Below are 24,570 nucleotides of genomic sequence, written 5' to 3'. Positions count from 1 at the left end.
TCACATTTTTGGCGGGGCGCCGCGTGCCTTTCGGCAGGGCCAGACTTGGCAAGACGCGCCGGGACGGGTGGCAAAGCAGACAGCGAGGCGATAGCAAGAGTCCAGCCCCGAATCTTGGGCACCTGGAGTGGTTGATGGCGTTGCCTAATCATTGTCGCCGCGATCCCCCGGGCGCTACGACGCCTTCGATGGCTTCCTCATCCGACTTGCTGGCGTCGTGGAGTGCGCGCTTTTGGCAAGAGCGACCGCTTTTCGTTCACGTGCAGCTGCATTCACCACCCTCCGCTTCGCTCTGAGTTGCGCTTGCTTGAGAGACTGCGCTGCCTCTCCAGGCTGATAGGCCGGCAGACCTTCGGGAACGGGGAGAAGCGCTACCGCGTCTGCGCGCGATTGGAGCGTGGGCACATCTACATAGGTTCCGAGCTCGCCGGGCATATGCGCCTTGTGCCCCGTAATGGCAGCGGCAATAGAGCTAAGCACCCCCGCATAGAGAAGCCGGGTGCTCGCAGTATGTCGGAACGAGTGGAAGCCCATGCCGGGCTGCATCATGCCCAAGCCAACAAGATAGGCGCGGAACTGATCTCCGAGGGCGTCCCCGTAGCCTGCCTTCTTATGCCAAGGCAGGTGGGGAAACAGGCGCTCATGGCCCGACTGCGCTACATCTTCGACGTAAGTTAAGAAGCCCGCCTCCAACAAGCGTGGGTGGAGTGGGATGAAGCGCAAGGAGTTTGCGTTTTTCAGCTTTTGATCCCGCCGCCCCGCACGAATGTGGATTCCCCAAATGCCATTCACCTCGGCCACATCGTCGGCATAGAGTTGCCCAAGCTCGTTGACCCGCGCCCCAGTGCCCGCTGCTAGCAGGACTCCCCAGTATCGATCAGGCCGCTCCTCTGACCAGGGAAGGAACTTCTCCATATCGAAGAGTTGGTTGATTTCCTCAATGCTGAAGGGGCGACGGGGGAGCGTGGCGATTGCGGTGGCCGAGCTCTGGCGCTTGATTCCATCGAGCGGCGAACGTGTGAGCAGCCCACCGGCTACTTGTGCATTGAGGAAGCTGGCCAGTCGGTCACGATGTTTGCCTAGAGTCCGATCAGACAGGCCCGCGATAACGAGCCCTTTGGCGCGTTGTTGCTTGACCTTGGCGATGATTTGCGCGGCGCTCAGTTCTTTGTATTCTGCCTTCTTGCGCGCATTGCTCGGCCAGTCATGAAGCCCATTTAGGAAGGCGCGCACTTGGGTCTCCCCCACTTGCGACATGAGCAGGTCGAGCCCTGCTATTTCGCGGAAGATGGTGAGCGTGTTTTCACTGTCGAGCAGATTGCCTGGCGATGTCTTAGCGTTCCTAAGGTCTTCCAGGTAGAGACCAACACGCTTTGTCAGGGTGTCCCCGGCTCCGGGCAGCGGTGAACTTTGGGCAAAGCCTGAGCTCGCGAGTCCCTTGATGGTGTCCAGCAGAGCTTTGGCGTCCTCGCGTCCATTCACCTGTAGGTCGGTCAATCTCGCGCCGTTAGGCAGCTCAATGTTCCCGGTCCAGCGGTCAATGGTTCCGGCCAACGCTCTCAGCAGGGCGTCCCGATCCTTCTCGGTCATTGGGCTGCGTCTCATGCGGTCGAATGCTTGAGAGAGTGCCACAGCGGCGCTTGCCGCTGTAAGCCGCATCAGATCGATTGAAGCAGGGGGCAGGCGTCGCACCAGGTAGCGGGAGCCAATAAGAGGCTGTAGATCCGTAGGCACAAAAAAACGGACGTATAGCCCGCTCGGTCGGCGCAGGAAAAATGGCTTTGGCACGGAGTGATACCTACTTTGATACCTGCAGACAGGCTCAGTTCGTGTATCACTCCGATGCCAAAACCCTTGCAAAATCAGCCACTTAGTGATAGATTTTGCAAGCAGTTGGTGGAGGTGGGCGGAATTGAACCGCCGTCCGAAGGCACTCCATCCCCGGTACTACATGCTTAGCTCACCGTTGGATCTCATCCTGTGGCAGCACGGTGTGCAAAGCGCACCCCAGGACCAGCCTGCTTTAGTTAAGTCGTGACTGACAGGCAGCCATCACAACCGGTTCCGTGATAATGACCCTACACCTACGAGCACGGGCACAAGTAGGTTCGGGGGTTCGCCTTAGGCGGCTGTAGAACTAAACGCTAAAGCTGTTTTTAGGCAGCGATTGCGAAGTCGTTCGAACCGTAGTTGTCGTCGTTGGCAACTAGAAGTTTGCTGCTGGATTAACGAGGAAAGCGGCCCCCTCGGCATGCACCAAGTAACTTCACAACCCCCGTCGAAACCAATGCACCCCCGGTTTCTTCAAGAACAGTAAGGCTTTCAAACCTTCGACCTTGTCCGAAGACAGCGCCGCAGGTTCACCTGACACCGCGAATCCTACGCCTATTTGGCTGAACAGTCACGTTGGGCCGTTTCCTTCTACCATGCCCCCAGCTCTTCTCCACTGGACCTCCCATGCTGCTGCCAGGACGCCGGCCCCCCTTCGACGCACGTATCAGCGCGCCGCGTGTGCCTGCCCCGTTGAGTGTGTCCCACCTGGAGCCGGGCGGCATTGTGCTGTCCGAGGGGCTGGCGCGGCAGACGATACCGTTCGATGACCACGGGCCGCGCTGCGACAACCCGGCCTTGTTGGATGCGCTGCGAAAGCTGAACGCAGACGGGATTCCGTTCCAGTACCAGCCGCAGGTGGTGGATGCGCCGGCACGGCTGATGGCGTGGTGGCAGGAGACGGGCCGGCTGGCGGACACCTTCTCGGAAATCGCCTGGCTGTCGCCGGAGCAGTGGCGCATCACCTCCATCCCGGTGCCGGTGCAAGGGGTGATGGGCTGGGACGGACGCGCAGGTCCCTTCGCGGGCTGAGTCAACAGCCGCAGCGCGGGCAGGGGCGTCCCGATGGGCGCACCGCGCGGGGGACCGCCGCGCACGCGCGCGCTCAGTCTTCCTGCAACTGCTCGAAGCGCATGGCGAGGTAGTCGATCAGTGCACGCACTGCCGGCAGCAGGCCCCGGCGTGAGGGGAATACCGCGTGCACGATGCCGTGGTGCGGCTGCCAGTCGGGCAGCAGGCGGACCAGGCGGCCATCGGCCAGTTCGTCGCAGATCATCATCGTGGGCAGCATCAGGATGCCCACGCCGGCGACGGCGGCTGCGCGCAGCGCGACCATGTCGTCGCTGACCATGCGCGGTACGTGGTGGACCAGCGCCACGGCGCCGTCGGCGGCGGTCAACTGCCAGGCATGGACCTGGTGCGCGGCGCTGAGGTCAACGCTGGGGAAGTGCGCAAGGTCGGCCGGTACGGTGGGCACCGGCGTGTGGGCGAACAGCGACGGGCTGGCCGCCACGCACCAGTTGCGGGTGGCCAGTACGCGCACGATCAGGTCGCTGTCGGCCAGCGGCGGCGGCCGGACCCGGATGGCGATGTCCAGGCCTTCGCCGATCACATCCACGCGCCGGTTGGTGGCGTCCAGGTGCAGCGAGACTTTCGGGTGTTCGGCCAGGAAGTCGGCCAGCATCACCCCCATGCGCGCATGCAGGATGGCGACCGGCACCGCGATGCGTACCGTGCCACGCGGCTCGGCGCGCGACAGGGCGATCGCCTCTTCCGCCGCTTCGGCTTCGACCAGCATCGCCTTGCAGTGCGCATAGTACTGCTGGCCCATCTCGGTGACAGAGAAGCGGCGGGTGGAGCGGTGGATCAGGCGGACACCGAGCCGTTCCTCAAGCAGGGCGATGCGACGGCTGAGTTTGGACTTGGGAATGCCCAGCGCCCGCCCGGCCGGGGCGAAGCCGCCATGCTCGACCACATGCGCGTAGTAGGAGAGGTCGTTGAGGTCGAGGGTGCTCATGTCGAGCATCGTTCGTCTGATGGGACGCTGAGGATAGAACCTGCGGGCTACCGGGTCCATCGTTCCGTGAATAGTCTGGATCGCATGGTTCGGCAGCCTGCCGGCCAGCCCCAGACACCCGAGGACCGCCCGATGAGCACCCCCGTCAACTTCAACAATGCCGCCCCCGTGATCGACCCGGCCAATGCGGCCATGCTGTTGATCGACCACCAGAGCGGCCTGTTCCAGACCGTGCACGATATGCCGATGCCAACGTTGCGCGCCCATGCCACCGCGCTGGCGCAGATGGCGACGCTGACGAAGATGCCCGTGATCACCACCGCATCGGTGCCGCAGGGGCCGAACGGGCCGTTGATTCCGGAGATCCACGCCGCCGCGCCGCATGCGCAGTACGTGGCGCGCCGCGGCGAAATCAACGCCTGGGACAATCCCGACTTCGTTGCTGCGGTGAAGGCGACCGGTCGCCGCCAGCTGATCATCGCCGGCACCATCACCAGTGTCTGCATGGCGTTCCCGTCTATCGCCGCGGTTGCCGACGGGTACCAGGTATTCGCCGTGATCGACGCCTCCGGCACCTATTCCAAGATGGCGCAGGAAATCACCCTGGCACGGGTGGTGCAGGCCGGCGTGGTGCCGATGGACACTGCCGCGGTCGCCTCGGAACTGCAGAAGACCTGGCACCGCGAGGATGCGGCGCAGTGGGCGCAGATCTACACGCAGATCTTCCCGGCCTACCAGCTGTTGATCGAGAGCCATGCCAAGGCGCAGGACGTGGCGTTGCGCCAGGAAGTGCTGGATTCGCAGCGCGGGTAGGACCCCGCGCCTGGGTGGGCCTGCCGAACACGGCCGGCCCCGACCGGCTCAGCCGCGCGGGCCGTGCTCGCGCAGGCGGCGGCTGTCCGCCTGGTGACGGGCCTTTTCCTTGCGCACGCGGTTGTGCTCGTTGCGCAGCGCCGATGCCTGCTTGCGGACTTCCGGCTCGGTCTGCTGCATCAGCGTCTGCAGTCGCGCGATCAGGACGGCCTGTTCGCGGCTGGGGGCGGCGTCGCCCAGATCGCGTCGCACGTTGCGCAGCAGGTAGGTCAGCACCTTCAGCAGGGCGGCGGGGTCCATCGTGCGGGTGAGTTCGGAAAACACGAACTCCAGGGCGGCCACATCGGCCGTGAGGTCGGCGACTGCGTCTGCCGGGTGCGCCGAAGCCTGGGTTTGTTCGAGGGTCACGCGCCGTTCCTGTGCTGTATTGAGGATGGATTCTGACACTTGTAAGGCCCGCGCAGGGGATCGGCCTGCACGGTCTCCTGCAACGCCGCCTCAACGGCGCGATTGCCAGCGCTGCACGGCCACGCCGGCCAGCATCACGGGGACGAACCACAGCGCCTCCAGCGCGCCGATGCCCAGCCCGACCAGGGCCGGTCCCGGACAGCAGCCGGTCAGGCCCCGGCCCACGCCGAACAGGGCGGCGCCGGCGGGGTCAGGCGTCGCGGTTGTGGCGGCGCATGGTGCGCGACTTTTCGCGGGCCCAGTCGCGGTCCTTTTCGGCATCGCGCTTGTCGTGGGTCTGCTTGCCCTTGGCCAGGGCGATTTCCAGCTTGATCTTGTTCTTGCTCCAGTACATCGCGGTGGGCACGATGGTGTAGCCGTCGCGCTGGACCTTGCCGATCAGCTTGTCGATCTCGCTGCGGTGCAGAAGCAGCTTGCGCTCGCGCCGGTCGTTGGCCACCACGTGGGTGGAGGCCTGGATCAACGGGGTGATCTGCGCACCGATCAGGTAGATTTCGCCGTCACGCACGTAGGCGTAGGCATCGATGATGTTGCCGCGCCCGGCACGGATCGACTTGACCTCCCAGCCCTGCAGGGCCAGGCCGGCTTCGAAACGGTCCTCGATGTGGTACTCGTGGCGGGCACGCTTGTTGAGCGCGATGGTTTTGTTGGCCGTCGCGTTCTTTGCTTTATCCTTGCCGCTGTTCTTGCTCATGTCCGTATTGTCTCCGATTCGGGCCTCCCCGGTCGATTCATCAGCACACCAGTACCGCCGCATGCCAACTATCCGCCGTAGTGCCCTGGTCGAACATTCGGCTGCCCGTATGTTCGACCTGGTCAATGATATTGACGCCTATCCGCGCCGCTTCCGCTGGTGCTCGGCCTCGCAGATCCTGGAATCCGCTCCCGATCGCCTGGTGGCGCGCCTGGACCTGGGTCTGGGTTCGTTCTCGACCTGGTTCATGACCGAGAACGCGTTGCAGCGACCGTGCAGCATCGACATGCAGCTGCGCGATGGTCCGTTCAAGCGCCTGCATGGGCGCTGGGAATTCCATGCACTTGCCGAGGATGCCTGCAAGGTGACCCTCACGCTGGAGTTCGAACCGAACTCCCGCCTGCTCGGGCCGGCGCTCGCGCTGGGCTTCCAGGGCCTGGCAGACCGCATGGTCAATGATTTCGTTCGTGTCGCCGACGAGCAGGACTGAACGATGATCCGGGTGGAGGTGGTGCTGGCCTGGCCGGACCGTGCCGAGGTCCGCGCGCTGTCCCTGTGCGAAGGGGCCACCGTCGGCGATGCGATCCAGGGGGCGGCGATCGAGGGCAGTGCGCAGTGCCCGGCGGTGGCCGTGCATGGCCTGCTGGCGACCGTCACGCAGGTGCTGCACGACGGCGACCGGGTCGAGCTGCTGCGCCCCCTGCTGGCCGACCCCAAGGACAACCGCCGCCGGCGCGCGGGCGCCGGCCGCTGATTGCCGTGCCGCGGGGCCTCAGCGGCCGCGCTGCTTCTTCTTGTCCTTGGCCAGGTTGCGGCCGAACTGGCGGATGCTGGTGCGGGCGAGTTCGGCGTCCTGGTTCGGGAAGTAGTCGCCCTCCCAGCGGGTCACCAGGTCGTTCTCGAAGAACACCGTGAAGTTCTTCACTTCAGTGTTGCCCAGCCGGTTGATGCGCTGGCTGGCGGTGTAGTCCCAGCGCTGGGCGTGGAACGGGTCGGGAATGGAGGGAGTGCCGAGCAGGGCATTGACCTGCTGCTTGCTCTGACCCACCTGCAGCTGACCGACGGCCTGCTCCCGGATCAGGTTGCCCTGATAGATGGGTTGCTTATAGATGATGCCGCAGCCCGTGGTGGACAGGGCAACGGCGGCGACCAGCAGGAGATTGCGCATCGGGAATGGCGTTTGGGGAAATCGAGTCGATGATACACTCCCGACGTGTCGCCGCGACCCAATCCGAGGCAGCTGGCGCTAAATCGCCAATGAACGGAGAATTATGGAAACCCACGACCTGCGCAAAGTCGGCCTGAAGGTGACCCATCCGCGGATGCGGATCCTTGCCCTGCTTGAGCAGCGCAACGCCCAGCACCACATGACCGCCGAGGACATCTACCGCCAGCTGCTCGAGCACGGCGACGAGATCGGCCTGGCGACGGTGTACCGGGTGCTGACCCAGTTCGAGGCCGCCGGCCTGGTCCTGAAGCACAATTTCGAGGGCGGCCAGGCCGTCTATGAACTTGATCGCGGCGGCCACCACGACCATATGGTCGACGTGGACAGCGGCAAGATCATCGAGTTCGAAAGCCACGAGATCGAGGAGCTGCAGCGCAAGATCGCGGCCGACCACGGTTACGAGCTGGAAGAGCACTCGCTGGTGCTCTACGTGCGCAAGAAGCGCAAGTAACCGCCAGACGGCTGTTACGCGGGTAGCTCCCGCAAGTAGCTCCCGCAAGGCACGGCGCAGGCGTTCCCAACGCCGCTTGCCGGCCGCCCGACCGTCGGCGGCCGTTACGGTGGTCATGCCGTCGGTCGGGGTGCAACGCAGCGACGACCGGGGGTCGTCGCCTGCCGGTTGTCAGGGCCGGTCAGGCCTGCAACAGTTTCCGCGCCGCGGCGCGGGCTTCCTTGGTGACTTCCACCCCGCCCAGCATGCGCGCCAGCTCTTCCTCGCGCGCCCGGGTATCCAGCTTCTCGACCGCGCTCTGGGTCATGCCGTCCACCGGTGCCTTGCTGACCCGGTAATGGGCATGGCCTTTGGAGGCCACCTGCGGCAGATGGGTCACGCACAGCACCTGGCGCTTTTCGCCCAAGGCGCGCAGCTTCTGCCCCACGATGTCGGCCACGGCGCCGCCGATGCCCGAATCCACTTCGTCGAAGACCATCGTCGGCACCGCGTCCAGGCCCAGGGCAGCCACCTCGATCGCCAGCGAGATCCGGGACAGTTCGCCGCCGGAGGCGACCTTGCGCAGGGCGCGGGGAGGCTGGCCGGCATTGGCCGCGACCAGGAACTCGACGCGCTCGGCGCCGTTGGGATCCGGCTTGGCCACGGCCTGGGGCTCGATGTCGATCAGGAACTGGCCCCCGCCCATGCCCAGCTCGCCGATCAGGTCGGTGGTGGTCTGCGACAGGGCGGCTGCGGCCTGCTGGCGGCTGGCGCTGAGCGCGGCCGCCACGGCCTGCCATTGCCCGCTCGCGCGCTGGATCTCGCCTGCCAGGGCTTGCAGGCGCTCGTCCGCGCCCCGCAGCTGTTCGACCTCGGCGTCCAGTGCGTCACGGTGTTCGCCCAGGGCTTCCATCGGCACCCGATGCTTGCGCGCCAGATCGTGCAGGCGGCCCAGCCGGCGTTCGATGTCCTCGAACTGCTCCGGATCGGCGTCGAGGTCGTCATGGACCCGGTCCAGCAGCGACAGGGCTTCATGCAGCTGGATGGACGCGCTGTCCAGCAGCGCGTCCACCTCGCCCAGGCGGGTGTCGTGTTCGGCCACCCGGGCGAGATCATGCCGGGTCTGCTGCAGCAACTGCAGGACGGACACGTCGTCGTCGCCGTTGAGGCGGCCGGCGGCCACATCGCAGGCGCTTATCAGCGCGCTGGCGTGCGCCTGCCGGCGATGGCTGCTGCCCAGCGCCACGATCGAGGCGGGGTCCAGGTCTTCGCGCTGCAGTTCGCCCAGCTGGTGTTCAAGGAATCCGATGCGGTCGCTCACGTCTCCCTGTTTGGACAGGGCCTCGGCCTCGTCCACCAGTGCCTGCCAGCGGGCCGCCGCCTGGCGGACCTGGCTGCGTTCGGCCTCGTTGCGGGCGTAGGCATCCAGCAGGGCCAGCTGCGAGGGCCGCGACAGCAGGGCCTGCTGTTCGTGCTGGCCGTGGATCTCCACCAGGGTGGCGGCCAGTTCGGTGAGCTGTGACAGGGTGACCGGCCGGCCGTTGATCCAGGCCCGCGAGCCGCCGTCGGCACGGATGATCCGGCGCAGCTGGCACTGGTCCTCGTCGTCGAGCTCGTTGTCGCGCAGCCACTGCCGCGCCGGCGCATCGGCCGGCGGGGCGAATTCGGCCGACAGCTCGGCGCGGGCGGCGCCGTGGCGGACCACGCCGCTGTCGGCGCGCAGCCCGGACAGGAAGCCCAGCGCGTCCACCATCAGCGACTTGCCCGCGCCGGTTTCGCCGCTGACCACGGTCATGCCCGGCCCGAATTCGAGTTCGGTAGCGCGGACGACTGCAAAATCCTTGATCGATAGATGTCTAAGCATGGTCTGAGGTTCGTGAGCCGCGCAAAGCTAGCATGGGCGAGGGGCGGCTCCAATGACTTGCCAACGCCGGGTCCAGCCATTATCTAAGGGGGCGTCTCACAGGCTGATTCCATGCACCCTTCCTCTCCCCATCTTGCGCCCCGTGCCCGCCATCTGCTGCGGACGCTGATCGCGCGCCATATCCAGGATGGCGAGCCGGTGGGGTCGCAGACCCTGGCGCGGCATGCGGGGCTGGATGTCAGCCCGGCCACCATCCGCAACATCCTGGCCGATCTGGAAGACCTGGGCCTGCTCAGTTCGCCGCACACCTCGGCAGGCCGGGTGCCGACCGCGAACGGCTACCGGGTGTTCGTGGACAGCCTGGTCAAGATGCAACCGCCAGGCGAGGGCGAACTGACCCGCCTGCGCAGCGAACTGGCCACCGGTACCGGCACCCAGGCACTGCTGGGCAGCGCCTCGGAGCTGTTGTCGGCGATGAGCCATTTCGTGGGCGTGGTGAGTGCGCCGCGCCGGGAGCAGTTCGCGTTCCGCCACATCGATTTCGTGGCGCTGGACGCGCGCCGGGTGCTGGCGATCCTGGTGTTCGCCGACAACGAGGTGCAGAACCGGGTGATCGAGCCGCGCCGCAGCTGGGAGCCGGGCGAGCTGGAGCAGGTGGCCAATTACCTCAATGCGCAGTGCGCGGGCCGGCCGCTGTCGGAGATCCGCGCGCGGCTGCTGCTGGAGCTGCGCGACGCGCAGTCGGAGATGGAGCAGCTGCTGGCGCACAGCATCGAGCTGGCCGAGCAGGCGCTGGTGCCGCCGGCCGATGACATGGTGCTGGCCGGACAGACCCGGCTGATGGGGGTGCAGGACCTGTCGGACCTGGAGCGCCTGCGCGAGCTGTTCGACGTGTTCGCCAGCAAGCGCGAGATCCTGCAGCTGCTGGAGCGCACCATCCAGGCCCCGGGCGTGCGCATCTTCATCGGCGAGGAGACCGGCGTGATGCCGCTGGAGAGCGTCTCGCTGGTGACCGCCCCGTACTCGGCCGGTGGCCGGGTGCTGGGCGTGCTGGGGGTGATCGGCCCCAAGCGGATGGCCTACGACCGCATGATTCCGCTGGTGCAGGCTACGGCCGAGGTGCTGGGGGCGGCGTTGGAACCGGGTGGACCGGGCGGATTGTCCCGTGAGCGGGCCTGATCGACGGTTCAGCTCTTGAAACCGGTCGGCGCGCCCACATAGGGGTGGGTGGAGGCGGGGAGTCACCGCCAGGGAAACGGAAATGAACCAAGATCAGTCAGATATCGCATCCCAGACGTCGACCGGCGAGCAGGCCCCGGCCGATGCGCTGCAGCAGCAGGTCGAGAGCCTGCACAACGAGCTGGCGCTGCTGAAGGCCGAGTCGCTGCGCGAGCGCGCCGACCTGGACAACCAGCGCAAGCGCGTGGCCCGCGACGTCGAGCAGGCGCGCCGCTTCGCCAATGAGAAGCTGCTGGGCGAGCTGCTGCCGGTGTTCGACAGCCTCGACGCTGGCCTGGCAGCCGCCGGCACCGACCCCAGCCCGCTGCGCGAAGGCCTGGAGCTGACGTACAAGCAGCTGCTCAAGGTCGCCGCGGACAACGGCCTGACCCTGCTGGACCCGACCGGCCAGCCGTTCAACCCGGACCACCACCAGGCGATCAGCCAGGTCGACGCGCCCGGTGCGGCACCCGGCAGCGTGGTCCAGGTGTTCCAGAAGGGCTATCAGCTCAATGATCGCCTGCTGCGCCCGGCCCTCGTCGTGGTCGCACGCGACGCGTGACGCCGGGCGCTCCCCGGCGGACGGGGCCGGTTCCGCCCGGCCCCATCACCGGACGCTGAACGCGTTTGGCAGCCATCGGACACTGTGTTCGGTGGATGGCTTGAAAGTCTTCCCGGCGTCCCACACATCCCATTCATAACCCGGCAGCAGCCGGATGTTCCCAGAACTTTCAGGAGTCTCCCTCATGGGCAAGATCATTGGTATCGACCTCGGCACCACCAACTCGTGTGTGGCGATCATGGACGGCGGCAAGGCCCGCGTCATCGAGAATGCGGAGGGTGACCGCACCACGCCTTCCATCGTCGCCTACACCAAGGACGGCGAAGTGCTGGTGGGCGCCTCGGCCAAGCGCCAGGCCGTCACCAACCCGAAGAACACCTTCTACGCCGTCAAGCGCCTGATCGGCCGCAAGTTCACCGACGCTGAAGTCCAGAAGGACATCGCGCACGTGCCCTACGGCATCCTGGCCCACGACAACGGCGACGCCTGGGTGCAGACCAGCGACGCCAAGAAGATGGCGCCGCAGGAAATCTCCGCCCGCGTGCTGGAGAAGATGAAGAAGACGGCCGAAGCCTTCCTGGGCGAGACCGTGACCGAAGCGGTGATCACCGTGCCGGCCTACTTCAACGACAGCCAGCGCCAGGCGACCAAGGACGCCGGCCGCATTGCCGGTCTGGACGTCAAGCGCATCATCAACGAGCCGACCGCGGCCGCACTGGCCTATGGCCTGGACAAGGGCGACAACAAGGATCGCAAGATCGTGGTGTACGACCTGGGCGGCGGCACCTTCGACGTGTCGGTGATCGAAATCGCCAACGTCGACGGTGAAAAGCAGTTCGAAGTGCTGGCCACCAACGGCGACACCTTCCTGGGCGGCGAAGACTTCGACAACCGTGTCATCGAGTACCTCGTCGACGAGTTCAACAAGGACCAGGGCATCGACCTGCGCAAGGATCCGCTGGCCCTGCAGCGCCTGAAGGACGCCGCCGAGCGCGCCAAGATCGAACTGTCCAGCGCGCAGCAGACCGAAGTGAACCTGCCGTACGTCACCGCCGACGCCTCGGGTCCGAAGCACCTGAACATCAAGCTGACCCGCGCCAAGCTGGAAGCGCTGGTGGAAGAGCTGATCAAGAAGTCGATCGAACCGTGCCGCGTGGCGCTGAATGACGCCGGCCTGCGCTCGAGCGACATCAGCGAAGTGATCCTGGTCGGCGGCCAGACCCGCATGCCGAAGGTGCAGCAGGCCGTGACCGAGTTCTTCGGCAAGGAACCGCGCAAGGACGTCAACCCGGACGAAGCCGTGGCACTGGGTGCGGCCATCCAGGGTGGCGTGCTCGGCGGCGACGTCAAGGACGTGCTGCTGCTGGACGTGACCCCGCTGTCGCTGGGCATCGAGACGATGGGTGGCGTGTTCACCAAGATCATCGAGAAGAACACCACCATCCCGACCAAGGCCTCGCAGGTGTTCTCCACCGCCGAGGACAACCAGTCGGCCGTGACCGTGCACGTGCTGCAGGGTGAGCGCGAACAGGCCCGCTTCAACAAGTCGCTGGCCAAGTTCGACCTGTCCGGCATCGAGCCGGCCCCGCGCGGCATGCCGCAGGTGGAAGTGTCCTTCGACATCGACGCCAACGGCATCCTGCACGTGTCGGCCAAGGACAAGAAGACCAACAAGGAACAGAAGGTCGAGATCAAGGCCGGTTCGGGTCTGTCCGAGGACGAGATCGCGCGCATGGTCGCCGACGCGGAAGCCAACCGCGAGGAAGACAAGAAGTTCCACGAGCTGGTCCAGGCCCGCAACCAGGCCGACGCGCTGATCCACGGTACCCGTACTGCGATCAACGAGCACGGCAGCAAGGTCGGTGGTGATGTGATCGGCAAGGTCGAGTCGGCCCTGTCCGACCTGGAAACGGCGATGAAGGGCGACGACAAGGCGCAGATCGAAGCCAAGTCGAAGGTGCTGGAAGAGGCCGGCCAGTCGCTGTTCGCCGCGGCGGCCGCCGCCGAGCAGGGCGGTGCCGCTGCGGGTGCCGATGCCGGTGCCGGCAACACCAACGGCGCGCATGACGACGTGGTCGACGCCGAGTTCACCGAAGTCAAGGACGACAAGAAGTCCTGATCCGGACAAGACGCGGGACGTTGCGCAGGCAGCGTCCCGTTGTCGTTTCCCCCAGGTCCTGACAGCCGTATCCCGGCCTGTCGGGGCGCCCGACGCAAGAGCGGACCTGGTTCCGCTCTTGCGCGTTGACGAATCCCGACTTCCGGAACCCGATCCAAGTTATGAGCAAGCGCGATTACTACGAAGTGCTGGGCGTGTCCCGCACCGCCAGCGAAGAAGAGCTGAAGAAGTCCTATCGCCGTTGCGCGATGAAGTTCCACCCGGACCGCAATCCGGGTGATGCGGCTGCCGAAGCATCCTTCAAGGAATGCAAGGAAGCCTACGAAGTCCTGTCCGACGCCAACAAGCGCCGCATGTACGACGCCCACGGCCACGCCGCGTTCGAGCATGGCATGGGCGGTGGCGGCGGTCCGGGCGGCCCGGACATGAACGACATTTTCGGCGACATTTTCGGCAACATCTTCGGCGGCGGTGGCGGTGGTCCGCGCCAGGCCCGTCGCGGTGCCGACATCGGCTACGTGATGGAGCTGGACCTGGAAGAAGCGGTGATGGGCGTGGAGCGCCGCATCGAGATTCCGACCCTGGCCGAATGCGGTGACTGCCACGGCAACGGCTCGGAAGACGGCAAGGTGGACACCTGCACCGTCTGCCAGGGGCGCGGCCAGGTGCGCGTGCAGCGCGGCATCTTTGCCATGCAGCAGGCCTGCCACAACTGCGGTGGCCGTGGCCAGATCATTCCCAATCCCTGCAAGACCTGCCACGGCAACGGCCGTGTCGAGGAAGACAAGGTGTTGTCGGTGAAGGTGCCTGCGGGCGTCGATACCGGTGACCGCATCCGCCTGTCCGGCGAAGGCGAGGCCGGTCCGGCCGGTACGCCGGCGGGCGATCTGTATGTGGAAGTGCGGGTGCGCGAGCACGCGATCTTCCAGCGCGATGGCGACGACCTGCACTGCGAAGTGCCGATCCGCATCTCGCAGGCGGCGCTCGGCGACACTGTGCGCGTAGCCACGCTGGGCGGGTACGCCGAGATCCGCATTCCGGCCGAAACCCAGACCGGCAAGCTGTTCCGCCTGCGCGGCAAGGGTGTACGGTCGGTGCGCAGCCGCAGCGAAGGCGATCTGTATTGCCGCGTGGTGGTGGAGACCCCGGTCAACCTCACCACCGAGCAGCGCAAGCTGCTGGAGCAGTTTGAAACCACCTTCACCGGCGAAGAAGCGCGCAAGCACTCGCCGAAGTCGGCCACGTTCATCGATGGTGTGAAGGGGTTCTGGGATCGGATGACGTCATAAGCGGCGTTGGTTCCTGCCTTGTACCGAAGGCCCCCTGGAGACAGGGGGCTTTTTTTTTGTTCCCGTCGCGGTCCGGTGCAGGTCGTCTGCCTTTGGAGTTGATCGCGACAGGCGTGGGTGACTGTGCCTGCAGCGATTACTACCATGCCGCGATGAACACGCTTGCCCGCAACGTCCACGCCGCTGTTCGATCCCTGTTTTGCGCTGTACGCCGCGCATGGCCGGTGGCCGTGGTGACTGCCTCCCTCGCTACAGGCGCGGTGTCCGCCGCGCCGTTGGAGGCATGCAGGCTGGATGCGATCGATGGGACGATCAAGCGTCCTCTGCAGTTGGCGCCTGGTACGCGATGGACGTACTCGATGGGTCCCGACCATCCTGTGTCGTCCCTTCGCCTGGATGGGATGACGGAGCGCCTGACGCGGCTGGCGGTGGGGGACGGTGTGGCGCGGGTTGAACACACCGACACCTATGCGGACGTCAATCCGCTTCGCCAGGGGCGCAAGGAACCCACTGGTCTTCAACGATACCTGGGAGTTCCTGCTGCAGCGTGACCCCCACATCCCGGAACGGGCAGATCCGGCTGCGTAGACGGGCAGGATGCGGCATAGCGGTTGGGGGATAATGGCCATAGAGCCCCCCACCGTGCCGATCCCATGAACGAATCCCTCGAAAGCCACCTGGTCCACGGCCGCCGCCAGCGCCCGGACGGTCCGTCGCCGGTCGATGTCATCTCCGTGCAGTCCCAGCTCGTCTACGGCCATGCCGGCAACAGCGCTGCGGTACCGCCGCTGCGTGCGCTGGGCGTGCGCGTGGCGGAGATCCCGACCACGCTGCTCAGCAACGCGCCGTTCTACGCCACCACGCGTGGCCGCGTGCTGCCCTCGGAGTGGTTCTCGGACCTGCTGCTGGGCACCGCCGAGCGCGGGTTGCCGCAGCGTGCACGGATGCTGGTCTCGGGCTACTTCGGCAGCGTCGGCAACGGCACCGCGTTCGCCGACTGGCTGGACGAGGTGCTGCCGGCATCGCCGCAGCTGCGCTACTGCCTGGACCCGGTGATCGGCGATACCCACACCGGTCCGTATGTGGAGCCTGGTCTGGAAACCGTGTTCGCCGAGCGCCTGCTGCCGCACGCGTGGCTGGTGACGCCCAATGCGTTCGAGCTGGGGCGGTTGACCGGGATGCCGAGCCTGGCCCAGGACGAAGCCATCGCCGCGTCGCAGGCCCTGCTGGCACGCGGGCCCGAGTGGGTGCTGGCGCACAGCGTGGGCGGCGAGCCGGGGCAGCTGGTGACGCTGGCGGTGAGTCGCGATGCGATCTGGCGCTGGACCTCGCCGCACCTGCCGGTGGACGTGGCCGGCACCGGCGACGTGCTGATGTCGCTGCTGGTTGCCTTCCTGCTGCGCGGCGAAGCCTTCGAGCAGGCCATCTCGCGCGCGATCGCCGGTGTGCACGTGGCGTTGGAGACCACGCTGGCCAACGGGCATGAAGAGTTCGACGTACTGGCTGCCGCACCGGCGGCCCTGTCGTTGCCGCAGCGCTTCGTGCCCGAGCGCCTGGCGTGACCCGGATGCCGGTGGTTGGCATCGTCGGCAGTGCCGGAGCCTACGGGCGCTGGCTGCGGCGGTTCCTCCAGCAACGGATGGGCCTGGAGGTACTGGGACACGATCCGGCTGATCCCCGATCGGACAGCCCCGAGGTTCTGGTCGCGCGCGCGGAGGTGCTGATCTTCTCCGCGCCGATCCGCCATACCCCGGCGTTGATCGGCGAGTACGTCGCGCGCTCGGCCGGGCGCGAGGCAGGGCGGCTGTGGCTGGACGTCACGTCGGTGAAGTCCGCGCCGGTGGCGGCGATGCTCGCCTCGCAGGCCGACGTGGTGGGCCTGCATCCGATGACCGCGCCGCCGAAGGCGCCGACCCTGAAAGGCCGCGTCATGGTGGTCTGCGAGGCGCGCCTGTCGCAGTGGCAGCCGTGGGTGCAGGGCCTGTGCGATGCACTGGAGGCCGAATGCGTGCGCGCCACGCCCGAGCACCACGACCAGGTGATGGCGCTGGTGCAGGCAATGGTTCACGCCACGCACCTGGCCCAGGCCGGCGTGCTGCGCGAGTACGCACCGCTGCTCGGCCCCCTGCCGGCGCTGATGCCGTACCGGTCGGCGTCATTCGAGCTGGATACGGCGATCATCGCGCGCATCCTGTCGTTGAACCCGGCCATCTACGAAGACATCCAGTTCGGCAATCCGCACGTTGCGCCGATGCTTGACCGCCTGCTTGCGCACCTGCAGACGCTGCGTAGCCAGGTCGGGCAGGGCGACGACGATGCGCGGGCGGCGTTCCGCCAGCAGCTGCTGCTGGACAATCGTGACAGCCAGGGCGAGGCCGTGCTGGCCGAAGGCAACTATACCTTCGAGCGGGTGGGCTATCTGCTGGCCGACCTGACCGAGCGCAATGCGATCAGCGTGCATCTGCCCGAGGATCGCCCCGGTTCGCTCCGTGAACTGCTGTATGTGTTCGAGCGCCACGCGGTGAGCCTGGCTTCCATCCACTCGTCGCGCACGCCGGCCGGCGACGTGCATTTCCGCGTGGGATTCGTTGCCGGCAGCGACGCACGCGCGCTGCAGCAGGCCGCCGCGGAAATCGACGCGTCCGGCATCGGTCGGGTGCTGTCACGCTGACCTGCTGCACTGCCGCATTCATCCACAGGGGGTGTGGATGAATTGCGGACAACCATGTGGATAACCGCGTCCATCCCTTGGGACAGAACGGTGTCAAGATGGCTGGCGAAAAAATGACCAGCGGTCAGGTGGTCAGGGTAAGTTCGCCGCCCGAGGTGCGGAACTGGCGGCCGTCGCGGACCAGATGACGACCATCGGCCAGCTCGTAACGCGTGGCAGGCGCGGACGACGCGGTGTCGCTGGCAGCCTCCTCCCTGAACTCGATGATGACGTAGTTTTCGCCATTGGCGTCAGTGGCGGGGAACTGTCGGAACGACATGGAACACCTCCTGCAGCGGCACGGACCAGGGTCCGTGCACCATGCATCGCGACGCGTTAGGCGTGTGTCGTCAATCGATGAACTGCAGCTTCGCCAGCTCCGCATACAGGCCACCTTCGGCCAGCAGCTGCGCATGTGTGCCCTGTGCGACGATCCTGCCGTGGTCCATCACGACGATGCGGTCGGCCTTCAGCACGGTGGCCAGGCGATGCGCGATGACCAGCGTGGTGCGGCCGGCCATCAGCCGCTCCAGTGCCTGCTGCACGGCGCGTTCGCTCTGCGCGTCCAGCGCGCTGGTGGCCTCGTCGAGCAGCAGGATCGGTGCATCCTTGAGCAGGGCGCGTGCGATGGCGATGCGCTGCTGCTGCCCGCCGGACAGGCGTGCGCCACGCTCTCCCAGCTCGCTCATGTAGCCCTCCGGAAGGGCCTGCAGGAACTCGTCGGCTTCGGCAGCCGCAGCAGCGCGCTGCACCTCCTCGTCACTGGCCTCCAGTCGTCCGTAACGGATGTTGTCCAGTGCGGTGCTCGCAAACAGGGTGGGCTGCTGCGGCACCAGCGCCATCTGCGCGCGCAGCTGGGCCGGATCGACCTGGCGCACATCCACGCCATCGACCTGGATGCGGCCGGCGGCGGGATCGTGGAAGCGCAGCAGCATCGACAGCACGGTGCTCTTGCCCGCGCCGGAGGGACCGACCAGAGCCACGGTCTCGCCCGGGCGCACGTGCAGGTCGAAATGATCCAGCGCGGCGGTGTCCGGGCGCTGCGGATAATGGAACACCACGTCGTCGAAGCGGATCTCGCCACGCAGCGGCTGGGGCAGCGGCTGCGGATCGGCGGGGCTGGTGATCTCGATGTCTTCCTGCAGCAGTTCGGCGATCCGGCCCATGCCGCCGGAGGCGCGCTGCAGCTCATTCCAGACTTCTGCGAGCGCGCCGACCGACCCGCCGCCGATCAACGCATACAGCACGAACTGGCCCAGCGTGCCGGCGCTCATGCGGCCGTCGATGACATCGTGCGCCCCCAGCCACAGCACCCCGACGATCGCGCCGAACACCAGGACGATGGCGGTGGCGGTGACGATGGACTGAGCGCCAATGCGCCGGCGCGCGGCCTTGATCGATTCGCCCAGCGCCGCGTTGAAGCGGCTGCGCTCGTAAGGCTCGCGTGCATGCGCCTGCACCGTGCGGACCGCGCCCAGGGTCTCGGCGGCGAGGCTGTTGGCGTCGGCGATGCGGTCCTGGCTGGCGCGCGAAATGTGGCGCAGACGACGCGCGCCGATGATGATCGGCAGCACGGCCAGCGGAATGCCGACCAGCGTCCACGCCGCCAGTGCCGGGCTGGTGACGAACAGCATGACCAGGCTGCCCACTACAGTGACGCTGCTGCGCAATGCCACCGACATCGTCGAGCCGATGACGCTGCGCAGCAGTTCGCTGTCGGCCGTGAGGCGCGAGACCAGTTCGCCGCTGCGGCTGCGGTCGTGGAAACCGGCACCCAGCGCAATCAGGTGGGCATAGAGGCGGCTGCGCAGGTCGGCGACGACCTTTTCGCCGAGCAGGGAGACGAAGAAGAAGCGGGCAGCGGTGGCCAGGGCCAGTACCACCGCGACCAGGAACAGCAGCGCGAAGGCGCGGTTGATCTGGCCGTTGTCGCTGAAGCCATGATCGATCATCAGCTTGACTGCCGGCGGCAGGCTCAGCGTGGCCACCGAGGACACCGCGAGCGCCACCAGCCAGGCGCTGAACAGCCCCGCATGGCGGCGCACGAACGGCCACAGCGTGCGCAGGCTGCCAAGGCGGCGCAGCGCCGGGGCGGGCGCGGGAGGGGTGTCAGTCATTCGGTTGGCCTGGTTCGGTGCGTGTTTCCACGCGGATACGATCACGGGTGGCGTCGCGCAGCCGGTTTTTCAACGGGTCGACCTGATCGGCCGGTAGACGAAGGTGCAGCGATACGCCCGACGGGGTGAAGGTTTCGGCCTGCTTTTCGGCCAGGTGGGCGGCCAGTGCCGCATGCAGCGTGCCCAGATCGTCGAACGGGGCGTGCACGTCCAGCTCGGCCAGCGCGATCAGCGGTTGCCGTGGCGCCAGCCGCAGGCATTCGGCAGCGGTGCCGCCGTAGGCACGGACCAGGCCGCCCGCGCCGAGTTTGATGCCGCCGTACCAGCGGATGACCACCACCATGACGCGATCAAACCCCTGCCCATCGATCGCCGCCAGGATCGGTCTGCCGGCGGTCCCGGCCGGTTCGCCGTCATCGCTGGAGCGGTAATCGTTGCCATGCCGGTAGGCCCAGCAGTTGTGCGTCGCATCGGGCACGGCCACCTGCTGCAGGAACTGCAGCGCCGCGCCGGCGTCGGTGATGGGGGCGGCATGGGCGATGAAGCGGCTGTGCTTGATCTCCAGGCTGTGACTGACGGCGGTGGCAAGCGTATCGGGCATCCGCGCCATTCTAGAGCTTTGCCCGCGAGACGCGGCGTACGCGGCTCAGGTGTCGAGCAGTTGGCGCAGGTCGCGCGGGATGCGCACTTCCGGGTACTGCTGCAGGTAGCGCTCCAGGCTGGCGCGCGCGGTATCCAGATCACCGGCATCGCGCCGCTCGCGGATACGCTTGAGCCACTGCTTGCGCGGCAGGCTGGCATCGGCGGACACCGCGGCATCGACGGCGCTGGCCGAGAGGACGGCCTCGCTGGACGGTGCCATCGCCGAACGGCGCTGCATGACGCCTGCGGCGCTCGGGGCCGGGCGTGGCGCCGCGAGCGGCGCGGTGGCGCGCTCCGGGCTCACGGCCTTCTGCGCGGGGGCCGGCGCCGGTGGCGGTGGCGGTGCCATCGCCGGCGCGGTGTCGGCGGCGGCGCTGTCGGCCGGTTCGATCGAGAAGGCCTGCGGCGCTGCGGCCGGTGCCGGCGGAGCAGGCGGCGGCGCCATTCTGGGCGGGGTGACCGGTGCCGGTTCCGCCACCACCGGTGATGGCGGGGGGGCGACGCGCGCCTGGGGCACTGGGGCGGCCGGGGCCGTGATGGCGCCCGCCGGTTCGGCCGCCGCGGGCGCTGCCGCCGGGCTGGCCGCGACATCTGCCGCTTCGGCGGCCACGGGTGCCGCAGCCGGGGCATCTGCCGCCGGCACGTCGAGAGCGGGTATGGGCGGGTCCTGCAGCCGCAGTTGCCAGGCGATCCCGACGGCGAACACCACCGAGGCGGCGATCCCCATCACGGCCGGCAGGCGCGAGCGCCGACGCCGTGGCGGCGCGTGCGGGGCGGCCGCGGCTGCGGGGGCGACCGGGGGCGCCTGCACCGCCGCGCGCGCAGCGGCGAGCACGGCGTCGTCGAGCGCCGGCGGCGGCGGGGTCGGCGCAGACCGTCCCAGCAGGCGGGCCAGTTCGCGTTCTTCGGGTGTCAGTGGCGTGCGGTCGTTCATGCGTTCATCCCCGCGCGCAGCTTGTCCATCGCATAGCGCAGCCGCGACTTGACGGTCTCGCGGCCCACGCCGGTGATCTCGGCGATCTCCTCCAGGCTGAGCTCCTGTTCCAGCCGCAGCTGCAGCACGTTGCGCTGGTCGGCGGGAAGCTGCTCCATCGCCAGTTGCAGGCGACGGCGCTGCTCGAACTCGGACAGCTGGGTTTCCGGCGTGCGGCTGTCGCTCATGCGCGCCACGCGTTCGTCGGCATCGCCGGGCGGCGGCGGCCGGTGCCGCGCCGCACGCCAGTGATCGTTCAGCCGGTTGTGCGCGATCCGGAACAGCCACGTGGTGAAGGCGGCCTCGGGCTGCCAGCCGGTGCGGGCAGCGATCACCCGCTGCCAGACGTCCTGGAACAGTTCGTCGGCGAGCGCGGCGTCGCGCAGCTGTCGCAGCAGGAAGCTGTACAGCCGGGCACGATGGCGCCCGTAGAGAACCTCGAACGCAGGCAGGTCCCCGCCGGCCCAGGCCAGCATCAGCGCTTCATCGGTTGGCAGGGCCACGGCGTCCACGGCGCACAGAGTAAGCGGTGCGGGTGCGTCCGCAAAGCGTGGCGGTGGCAGGGAGGTGGCCGGCGGCATGGGGAGAGCGGTTCCAGGTGACGTTCCAATAACGTCCATCTGCAACAATCGGGGTTGCCACCCTTCCATTGCCCCCCGGTCCCCGCGTTATGCTCGGGGGACAGGGGAGGTGCCGGGCATCCGGTGCCAGTAGAGACGAACATGCTGTCCAGTCAGGTAGTGACGCCTTCAGTGGACCCGGACCGTGACGCGCAGGTGTCCGCCGATCTGGCGCGCACCCTCTGCGCGGTGCTGCCTGTCGGCAGCAGCCTGCATCTGGCCTGGCGCGACCCGGTGCTTGGCGACGGGCTGCAGTCCGAACCCTTCGATCGCTCGATGACCGCCGGTCACCTGCTCGACGCGGCGCTTCCCGCGCCGGGGCAGCTGCAGCGATGGCAGTTCGGGGACACCCGGCTGGCGATGCGGGTGCTGAGCCAAGGGGAGCCGGTGCCCCTGGACGCAGGGTGGTGGGGGCTGGCGCGGCGTGCCGTGCAGGACGCCATTGCGCTGACCCGACAGCGCCGCGAGATCCACTCGCTGGAAATCTCCAAACGCCTGCAGCAGGCGCTGTATGAAATCGCCGACCTTGCCGGCGCGGACCTGGAAATGTCCGAGATGCTGCGTCACGTGCACAGCGTGCTCAACTCCCTGATGTACGCGCAGAACTGCTTTATTGTCGAGTACGACGATGTGCGGCGCCGGGTCCGGTTCCTGTACTTCGCCGACCAGCAGGACAGCTTTGTCGCCGATCCTGACCGCAGCTACGAAGAGCACGAGATGCCGCGCAGCCTGACCTTCGCGCTGCTGCGTCACGGGCAGCCGTTGAGCGGTCCGTCGCGCGAGCTGCTCGCTGCCGACAACGACGAACCCGATCCGGATCGGGGGCCGGAAAGCCTGGACTGGCTGGGCGTACCGATGCTGCGCGAAGGCCGGGTGTGTGGCGCCATCGTGGTGCAGAGCTATGAACACCGCGCGCGTTACGGCGAAGCCGACCGCGCACTGCTGGGCTACGTCGCCCAGCACATCCAGACCGCGATGGACCGCCGCCAGGCACAGGTGCAGCTGGAGCGCCAGGTGGAGCGGCGCACGCTGGAACTGCAGCGCGCCAACCGCAGCCTGCAGGACGAAGTGGTGGAGCGGCGCCGCGCCGAGAAACTGCAGCTGGCGCTGTTCAACATCTCCGAGATGGCGATGAGCGCCTCCAGCCTGACCGAGTTCTATGTCCAGGTGCATGGGGTGGTGGGCACGCTGCTGGATGCGCGCAACTTCTACATTGCGCTGGTCAACGAAGGGGGCGACGGGTTGGAATTCGTCTACTCGGTGGACGAGTACAACGCCTCCCGCGCACCGCGCCCCTTCAGCGAGGGTCTCACCGAGTACATCGTGCGCAACCGCCAGCCGCTGCTGGCCACGCGCGACAACATCGATGCACTGCGCGCGGCCGGCGCGGTGCGCGAGTTCGGTGCGCGTTCGCATTGCTGGCTGGGCGTGCCGTTGCTGAGCGACGACGACGTGGTCGGCGTGATCGTGGTGCAGAGCTACTCGCCGGACGTCAGCTTCACCGCCCACGACCAGCGCCTGCTGACGTTCGTGGCGCAGAACATCGGCAACGGCCTGGCCCGCCAGCGCGACCAGGAGCGGCTGCGCAACGCGCACGCCGAGCTGGAACTGCGGGTGGAGGAGCGCACCCGTGAACTGGCCGATGTGAACGAAAAACTGCTGGGCCAGATCGGCGAGCGCCTGCGCGCGGAGCAGCGGCTCACCCACCAGGCCATGCACGACGCGTTGACCGGTCTGCCCAACCGGCTGCACCTGCTGGACCGGCTGGAGGATGCGATCGCCCAGGCGCGTCAGCCCGACGGATCGGCCTTCGCGGTGCTGTTCCTGGATCTGGACCGCTTCAAGCTGGTCAATGACAGCATTGGCCACGCCGCCGGCGACCAGATGCTGGTCGAGGTGGCCAAGCGGATCGTCTCGATGGTCTCCAGCGAGGACGTGGTGGCGCGGCTGGGCGGCGACGAGTTTGCGATCCTGCTGCAGTGCCGTCACGGGTTGTCCTCGGCGGTGGAGTTCGCGCAGCGGATGCTGATGGCGCTGGAAGAGTCGATGTGGGTCAAGGGGCGCGAGCTGTTTCCGTCCGGCAGCCTCGGCATTGCCATGTGGCATCCGCGCTACCGCAATGGCGAGGAACTGGTGCGCGACGCCGATGCGGCGATGTACCGTGCCAAGGCGCAGGGCAAGGACCGCTGCGCGGTGTTCGATGAAGCCATGCGCGAAGAGGCGCTGCGCAGCCTGGACCTGGAAGCGGACCTGCGCCGGGCCATCATCAACCGCGATTTTCTTCCCTATTACCAGCCGATCGTGCGCCTGTCCGACGGGGAGGTGGTGGGGCACGAAGCGCTGCTGCGCTGGCAGCACGAGCGGCGCGGTCTGCTGCTGCCGAGCGCGTTTCTCGACCTGGGCGAAGAGAGCGGCCTGATCGAACAGGCGGACTGGCTGCTCTACGAGCAGGTGATCGGGCAGCTGGCACGCGGCGGACGCGGCTATCTGTCGGTGAACGTGTCGCCGCGTCATTTCCGGTCGGCCGATTTCAGTTCGCGTCTGTTTGGCCTGATCGAGGCAGTCGGCGCCGACCCGCACCGGTTGCGGCTGGAGATCACCGAGGTGGCGCTGCTCGATGACGGCCCGCGCACGCTGCGCATCCTGCAGACGCTGCGCGAGCGGGGTGTGCTGGTGCAGCTGGACGATTTCGGGACCGGCTTTTCAGCGCTGTCCTATCTGCACCGGTTCCCGATCTCCACGCTCAAGATCGACCAGAGTTTCATCGCAGGTCTGCACGGCCAGGACATCCAGAGTACCTATGCGCTGGTCCAGGGCGTGCTGTCGCTGGCCCGCACGCTGGGCATCGAAACGGTGGGCGAGGGTATCGAGAACGCCGCCCAGCGCGACACGCTGCTGCAACTCGGCTGCGACTATGGCCAGGGTTACCTGCTGGGCCGCCCCGCACCGATGGAAACGGCGTAGCGCCGGGGTCTC

25 protein-coding genes and 1 other RNA gene are annotated in these 24,570 nt (G+C 67.3%); 13 read left to right on the top strand and 13 right to left on the bottom strand.

The annotated features are described in order from the left end of the window. Positions 1–174: 174 nt before the first annotated feature. Together ACPEH1_RS02595 and ssrA are read right to left on the bottom strand one after the other, a co-directional pair. Entirely contained in the window at positions 175–1,590 is a 1,416-nt protein-coding gene (locus ACPEH1_RS02595; protein WP_024958278.1) for a site-specific integrase, read from the bottom strand. Positions 1,591–1,894: 304 nt separating this feature from the next. Then, positions 1,895–2,297: a transfer-messenger RNA gene (gene ssrA / locus ACPEH1_RS02590) on the bottom strand. Positions 2,298–2,457: 160 nt separating this feature from the next. Here ssrA and ACPEH1_RS02585 point away from each other — a divergent pair. After that, positions 2,458–2,862, top strand: coding sequence for a hypothetical protein (locus tag ACPEH1_RS02585; protein WP_423715182.1), 405 nt, complete (start codon positions 2,458–2,460; stop codon positions 2,860–2,862). 73 nt (positions 2,863–2,935) lie between these two features. Here the strand turns inward: ACPEH1_RS02585 and ACPEH1_RS02580 are convergent, their stop codons facing one another. Continuing rightward, complete coding sequence (locus ACPEH1_RS02580; RefSeq protein WP_017356115.1) at positions 2,936–3,847, bottom strand: LysR family transcriptional regulator; 912 nt, start codon at positions 3,845–3,847, stop codon at positions 2,936–2,938. Between the two features lie 132 nt (positions 3,848–3,979). Here ACPEH1_RS02580 and ACPEH1_RS02575 point away from each other — a divergent pair, with 132 nt between their 5' ends. Then, positions 3,980–4,660, top strand: coding sequence for an isochorismatase family protein (locus ACPEH1_RS02575; RefSeq protein ID WP_423715181.1), 681 nt, complete (start codon positions 3,980–3,982; stop codon positions 4,658–4,660). Positions 4,661–4,708: 48 nt separating this feature from the next. On the opposite strand, the gene ACPEH1_RS02570 is transcribed toward ACPEH1_RS02575, so the two are convergent. The 3 genes from ACPEH1_RS02570 to smpB all read right to left on the bottom strand — a co-directional run bounded on the left by ACPEH1_RS02570 (position 4,709) and on the right by smpB (position 5,822). Next, on the bottom strand, positions 4,709–5,068 hold the full coding sequence (locus ACPEH1_RS02570; RefSeq protein WP_017356117.1) for a hypothetical protein: 360 nt from the start codon (positions 5,066–5,068) through the stop codon (positions 4,709–4,711). Between the two features lie 90 nt (positions 5,069–5,158). Beyond that, a complete protein-coding gene (locus tag ACPEH1_RS02565; RefSeq protein WP_312707025.1) occupies positions 5,159–5,293 on the bottom strand; it encodes a DUF6691 family protein in 135 nt (44 codons plus the stop codon). A gap of 25 nt (positions 5,294–5,318) precedes the next feature. Next, positions 5,319–5,822 (bottom strand): SsrA-binding protein SmpB, encoded by a 504-nt coding sequence (smpB, locus tag ACPEH1_RS02560; RefSeq protein WP_017356119.1) that lies wholly within the window; start codon positions 5,820–5,822, stop codon positions 5,319–5,321. Between the two features lie 61 nt (positions 5,823–5,883). Between smpB and ACPEH1_RS02555 the strand changes: the two genes are divergently transcribed. Then, complete coding sequence (locus ACPEH1_RS02555) at positions 5,884–6,312, top strand: type II toxin-antitoxin system RatA family toxin (RefSeq protein WP_026070781.1); 429 nt, start codon at positions 5,884–5,886, stop codon at positions 6,310–6,312. 3 nt (positions 6,313–6,315) lie between these two features. Then, positions 6,316–6,576: an RnfH family protein gene (locus ACPEH1_RS02550; protein ID WP_017356121.1), complete on the top strand. Its 261-nt coding sequence runs from the start codon at positions 6,316–6,318 to the stop codon at positions 6,574–6,576. A gap of 18 nt (positions 6,577–6,594) precedes the next feature. Here ACPEH1_RS02550 and ACPEH1_RS02545 read toward each other — a convergent pair whose 3' ends face one another. Continuing rightward, positions 6,595–6,990 (bottom strand): outer membrane protein assembly factor BamE, encoded by a 396-nt coding sequence (locus ACPEH1_RS02545; RefSeq protein ID WP_136005931.1) that lies wholly within the window; start codon positions 6,988–6,990, stop codon positions 6,595–6,597. Between the two features lie 103 nt (positions 6,991–7,093). Here ACPEH1_RS02545 and fur point away from each other — a divergent pair, with 103 nt between their 5' ends. Next, complete coding sequence (gene fur, locus ACPEH1_RS02540; protein WP_005409235.1) at positions 7,094–7,501, top strand: ferric iron uptake transcriptional regulator; 408 nt, start codon at positions 7,094–7,096, stop codon at positions 7,499–7,501. Positions 7,502–7,682: 181 nt separating this feature from the next. On the opposite strand, the gene recN is transcribed toward fur, so the two are convergent. Further along, positions 7,683–9,344 (bottom strand): DNA repair protein RecN, encoded by a 1,662-nt coding sequence (gene recN / locus ACPEH1_RS02535; protein ID WP_136005934.1) that lies wholly within the window; start codon positions 9,342–9,344, stop codon positions 7,683–7,685. Positions 9,345–9,455: 111 nt separating this feature from the next. On the opposite strand from recN, the gene hrcA reads away from it, so the two are divergent. The 7 genes from hrcA (at position 9,456) to ACPEH1_RS02500 (ending at position 17,203) form a co-directional block, all read left to right on the top strand. Next, the gene (gene hrcA / locus ACPEH1_RS02530; protein WP_017357112.1) at positions 9,456–10,523 is read left to right on the top strand and encodes a heat-inducible transcriptional repressor HrcA; all 1,068 of its coding nucleotides are present in this window, start codon (positions 9,456–9,458) and stop codon (positions 10,521–10,523) included. 82 nt (positions 10,524–10,605) lie between these two features. Continuing rightward, a complete protein-coding gene (gene grpE / locus ACPEH1_RS02525) occupies positions 10,606–11,124 on the top strand; it encodes a nucleotide exchange factor GrpE (protein ID WP_017357111.1) in 519 nt (172 codons plus the stop codon). A gap of 184 nt (positions 11,125–11,308) precedes the next feature. Further along, positions 11,309–13,243: a molecular chaperone DnaK gene (gene dnaK / locus ACPEH1_RS02520; RefSeq protein ID WP_017357110.1), complete on the top strand. Its 1,935-nt coding sequence runs from the start codon at positions 11,309–11,311 to the stop codon at positions 13,241–13,243. Between the two features lie 161 nt (positions 13,244–13,404). Continuing rightward, positions 13,405–14,532 carry a molecular chaperone DnaJ gene (gene dnaJ, locus ACPEH1_RS02515; protein ID WP_017357109.1) on the top strand — a complete coding sequence of 376 codons (1,128 nt, stop codon included), beginning with the start codon at positions 13,405–13,407 and terminating at the stop codon, positions 14,530–14,532. Positions 14,533–14,624: 92 nt separating this feature from the next. Next, the gene (locus ACPEH1_RS02510) at positions 14,625–15,083 is read left to right on the top strand and encodes a hypothetical protein (protein ID WP_423715180.1); all 459 of its coding nucleotides are present in this window, start codon (positions 14,625–14,627) and stop codon (positions 15,081–15,083) included. 102 nt (positions 15,084–15,185) lie between these two features. Continuing rightward, a complete protein-coding gene (pdxY, locus tag ACPEH1_RS02505) occupies positions 15,186–16,094 on the top strand; it encodes a pyridoxal kinase (protein WP_136005936.1) in 909 nt (302 codons plus the stop codon). Positions 16,095–16,099: 5 nt separating this feature from the next. After that, positions 16,100–17,203: a prephenate dehydrogenase gene (locus ACPEH1_RS02500; RefSeq protein WP_423715214.1), complete on the top strand. Its 1,104-nt coding sequence runs from the start codon at positions 16,100–16,102 to the stop codon at positions 17,201–17,203. A 124-nt stretch (positions 17,204–17,327) separates the two neighbouring features. Here the strand turns inward: ACPEH1_RS02500 and ACPEH1_RS02495 are convergent, their stop codons facing one another. The 5 genes from ACPEH1_RS02495 to ACPEH1_RS02475 form a co-directional block, all read right to left on the bottom strand. Then, on the bottom strand, positions 17,328–17,522 hold the full coding sequence (locus ACPEH1_RS02495) for a hypothetical protein (protein ID WP_017357106.1): 195 nt from the start codon (positions 17,520–17,522) through the stop codon (positions 17,328–17,330). Positions 17,523–17,592: 70 nt separating this feature from the next. Next, positions 17,593–19,359 (bottom strand): ABC transporter transmembrane domain-containing protein, encoded by a 1,767-nt coding sequence (locus ACPEH1_RS02490; RefSeq protein WP_017357105.1) that lies wholly within the window; start codon positions 19,357–19,359, stop codon positions 17,593–17,595. Continuing rightward, the gene (locus ACPEH1_RS02485; RefSeq protein WP_136005940.1) at positions 19,352–19,960 is read right to left on the bottom strand and encodes an IMPACT family protein; all 609 of its coding nucleotides are present in this window, start codon (positions 19,958–19,960) and stop codon (positions 19,352–19,354) included. The genes ACPEH1_RS02490 and ACPEH1_RS02485 overlap by 8 nt, the downstream gene beginning before the upstream one ends. 45 nt (positions 19,961–20,005) lie before the next feature. Further along, the gene (locus ACPEH1_RS02480; protein WP_136005942.1) at positions 20,006–20,935 is read right to left on the bottom strand and encodes a hypothetical protein; all 930 of its coding nucleotides are present in this window, start codon (positions 20,933–20,935) and stop codon (positions 20,006–20,008) included. Next, a complete protein-coding gene (locus ACPEH1_RS02475; RefSeq protein ID WP_423715179.1) occupies positions 20,932–21,555 on the bottom strand; it encodes an RNA polymerase sigma factor in 624 nt (207 codons plus the stop codon). The genes ACPEH1_RS02480 and ACPEH1_RS02475 overlap by 4 nt, the downstream gene beginning before the upstream one ends. Positions 21,556–21,696: 141 nt before the next feature. On the opposite strand from ACPEH1_RS02475, the gene ACPEH1_RS02470 reads away from it, so the two are divergent. Further along, complete coding sequence (locus ACPEH1_RS02470; protein WP_051008627.1) at positions 21,697–24,558, top strand: bifunctional diguanylate cyclase/phosphodiesterase; 2,862 nt, start codon at positions 21,697–21,699, stop codon at positions 24,556–24,558. Positions 24,559–24,570: the final 12 nt, after the last annotated feature.

Origin of the sequence: Stenotrophomonas sp. NPDC077421 (genome assembly GCF_049545505.1) — a bacterium.
In the GTDB taxonomy this organism is placed as follows: Bacteria; Pseudomonadota; Gammaproteobacteria; order Xanthomonadales; family Xanthomonadaceae; genus Stenotrophomonas; species Stenotrophomonas nematodicola.
This window is presented reverse-complemented; position numbering and strand designations above follow the sequence as displayed.

Coding starts and splice junctions, on each gene's coding strand:
- ACPEH1_RS02595 (WP_024958278.1), bottom strand. CDS start 1,590: ATGACCGAGAAGGATCGGGACGCCCTGCTGAGAGCGTTGGCCGGAACC.
- ACPEH1_RS02585 (WP_423715182.1), top strand. CDS start 2,458: ATGCTGCTGCCAGGACGCCGGCCCCCCTTCGACGCACGTATCAGCGCG.
- ACPEH1_RS02580 (WP_017356115.1), bottom strand. CDS start 3,847: ATGAGCACCCTCGACCTCAACGACCTCTCCTACTACGCGCATGTGGTC.
- ACPEH1_RS02575 (WP_423715181.1), top strand. CDS start 3,980: ATGAGCACCCCCGTCAACTTCAACAATGCCGCCCCCGTGATCGACCCG.
- smpB (WP_017356119.1), bottom strand. CDS start 5,822: ATGAGCAAGAACAGCGGCAAGGATAAAGCAAAGAACGCGACGGCCAAC.
- ACPEH1_RS02555 (WP_026070781.1), top strand. CDS start 5,884: ATGCCAACTATCCGCCGTAGTGCCCTGGTCGAACATTCGGCTGCCCGT.
- ACPEH1_RS02550 (WP_017356121.1), top strand. CDS start 6,316: ATGATCCGGGTGGAGGTGGTGCTGGCCTGGCCGGACCGTGCCGAGGTC.
- ACPEH1_RS02545 (WP_136005931.1), bottom strand. CDS start 6,990: ATGCGCAATCTCCTGCTGGTCGCCGCCGTTGCCCTGTCCACCACGGGC.
- fur (WP_005409235.1), top strand. CDS start 7,094: ATGGAAACCCACGACCTGCGCAAAGTCGGCCTGAAGGTGACCCATCCG.
- recN (WP_136005934.1), bottom strand. CDS start 9,344: ATGCTTAGACATCTATCGATCAAGGATTTTGCAGTCGTCCGCGCTACC.
- hrcA (WP_017357112.1), top strand. CDS start 9,456: ATGCACCCTTCCTCTCCCCATCTTGCGCCCCGTGCCCGCCATCTGCTG.
- grpE (WP_017357111.1), top strand. CDS start 10,606: ATGAACCAAGATCAGTCAGATATCGCATCCCAGACGTCGACCGGCGAG.
- dnaK (WP_017357110.1), top strand. CDS start 11,309: ATGGGCAAGATCATTGGTATCGACCTCGGCACCACCAACTCGTGTGTG.
- dnaJ (WP_017357109.1), top strand. CDS start 13,405: ATGAGCAAGCGCGATTACTACGAAGTGCTGGGCGTGTCCCGCACCGCC.
- pdxY (WP_136005936.1), top strand. CDS start 15,186: ATGAACGAATCCCTCGAAAGCCACCTGGTCCACGGCCGCCGCCAGCGC.
- ACPEH1_RS02500 (WP_423715214.1), top strand. CDS start 16,100: ATGCCGGTGGTTGGCATCGTCGGCAGTGCCGGAGCCTACGGGCGCTGG.
- ACPEH1_RS02495 (WP_017357106.1), bottom strand. CDS start 17,522: ATGTCGTTCCGACAGTTCCCCGCCACTGACGCCAATGGCGAAAACTAC.
- ACPEH1_RS02490 (WP_017357105.1), bottom strand. CDS start 19,359: ATGACTGACACCCCTCCCGCGCCCGCCCCGGCGCTGCGCCGCCTTGGC.
- ACPEH1_RS02485 (WP_136005940.1), bottom strand. CDS start 19,960: ATGCCCGATACGCTTGCCACCGCCGTCAGTCACAGCCTGGAGATCAAG.
- ACPEH1_RS02480 (WP_136005942.1), bottom strand. CDS start 20,935: ATGAACGACCGCACGCCACTGACACCCGAAGAACGCGAACTGGCCCGC.
- ACPEH1_RS02475 (WP_423715179.1), bottom strand. CDS start 21,555: ATGCCGCCGGCCACCTCCCTGCCACCGCCACGCTTTGCGGACGCACCC.
- ACPEH1_RS02470 (WP_051008627.1), top strand. CDS start 21,697: ATGCTGTCCAGTCAGGTAGTGACGCCTTCAGTGGACCCGGACCGTGAC.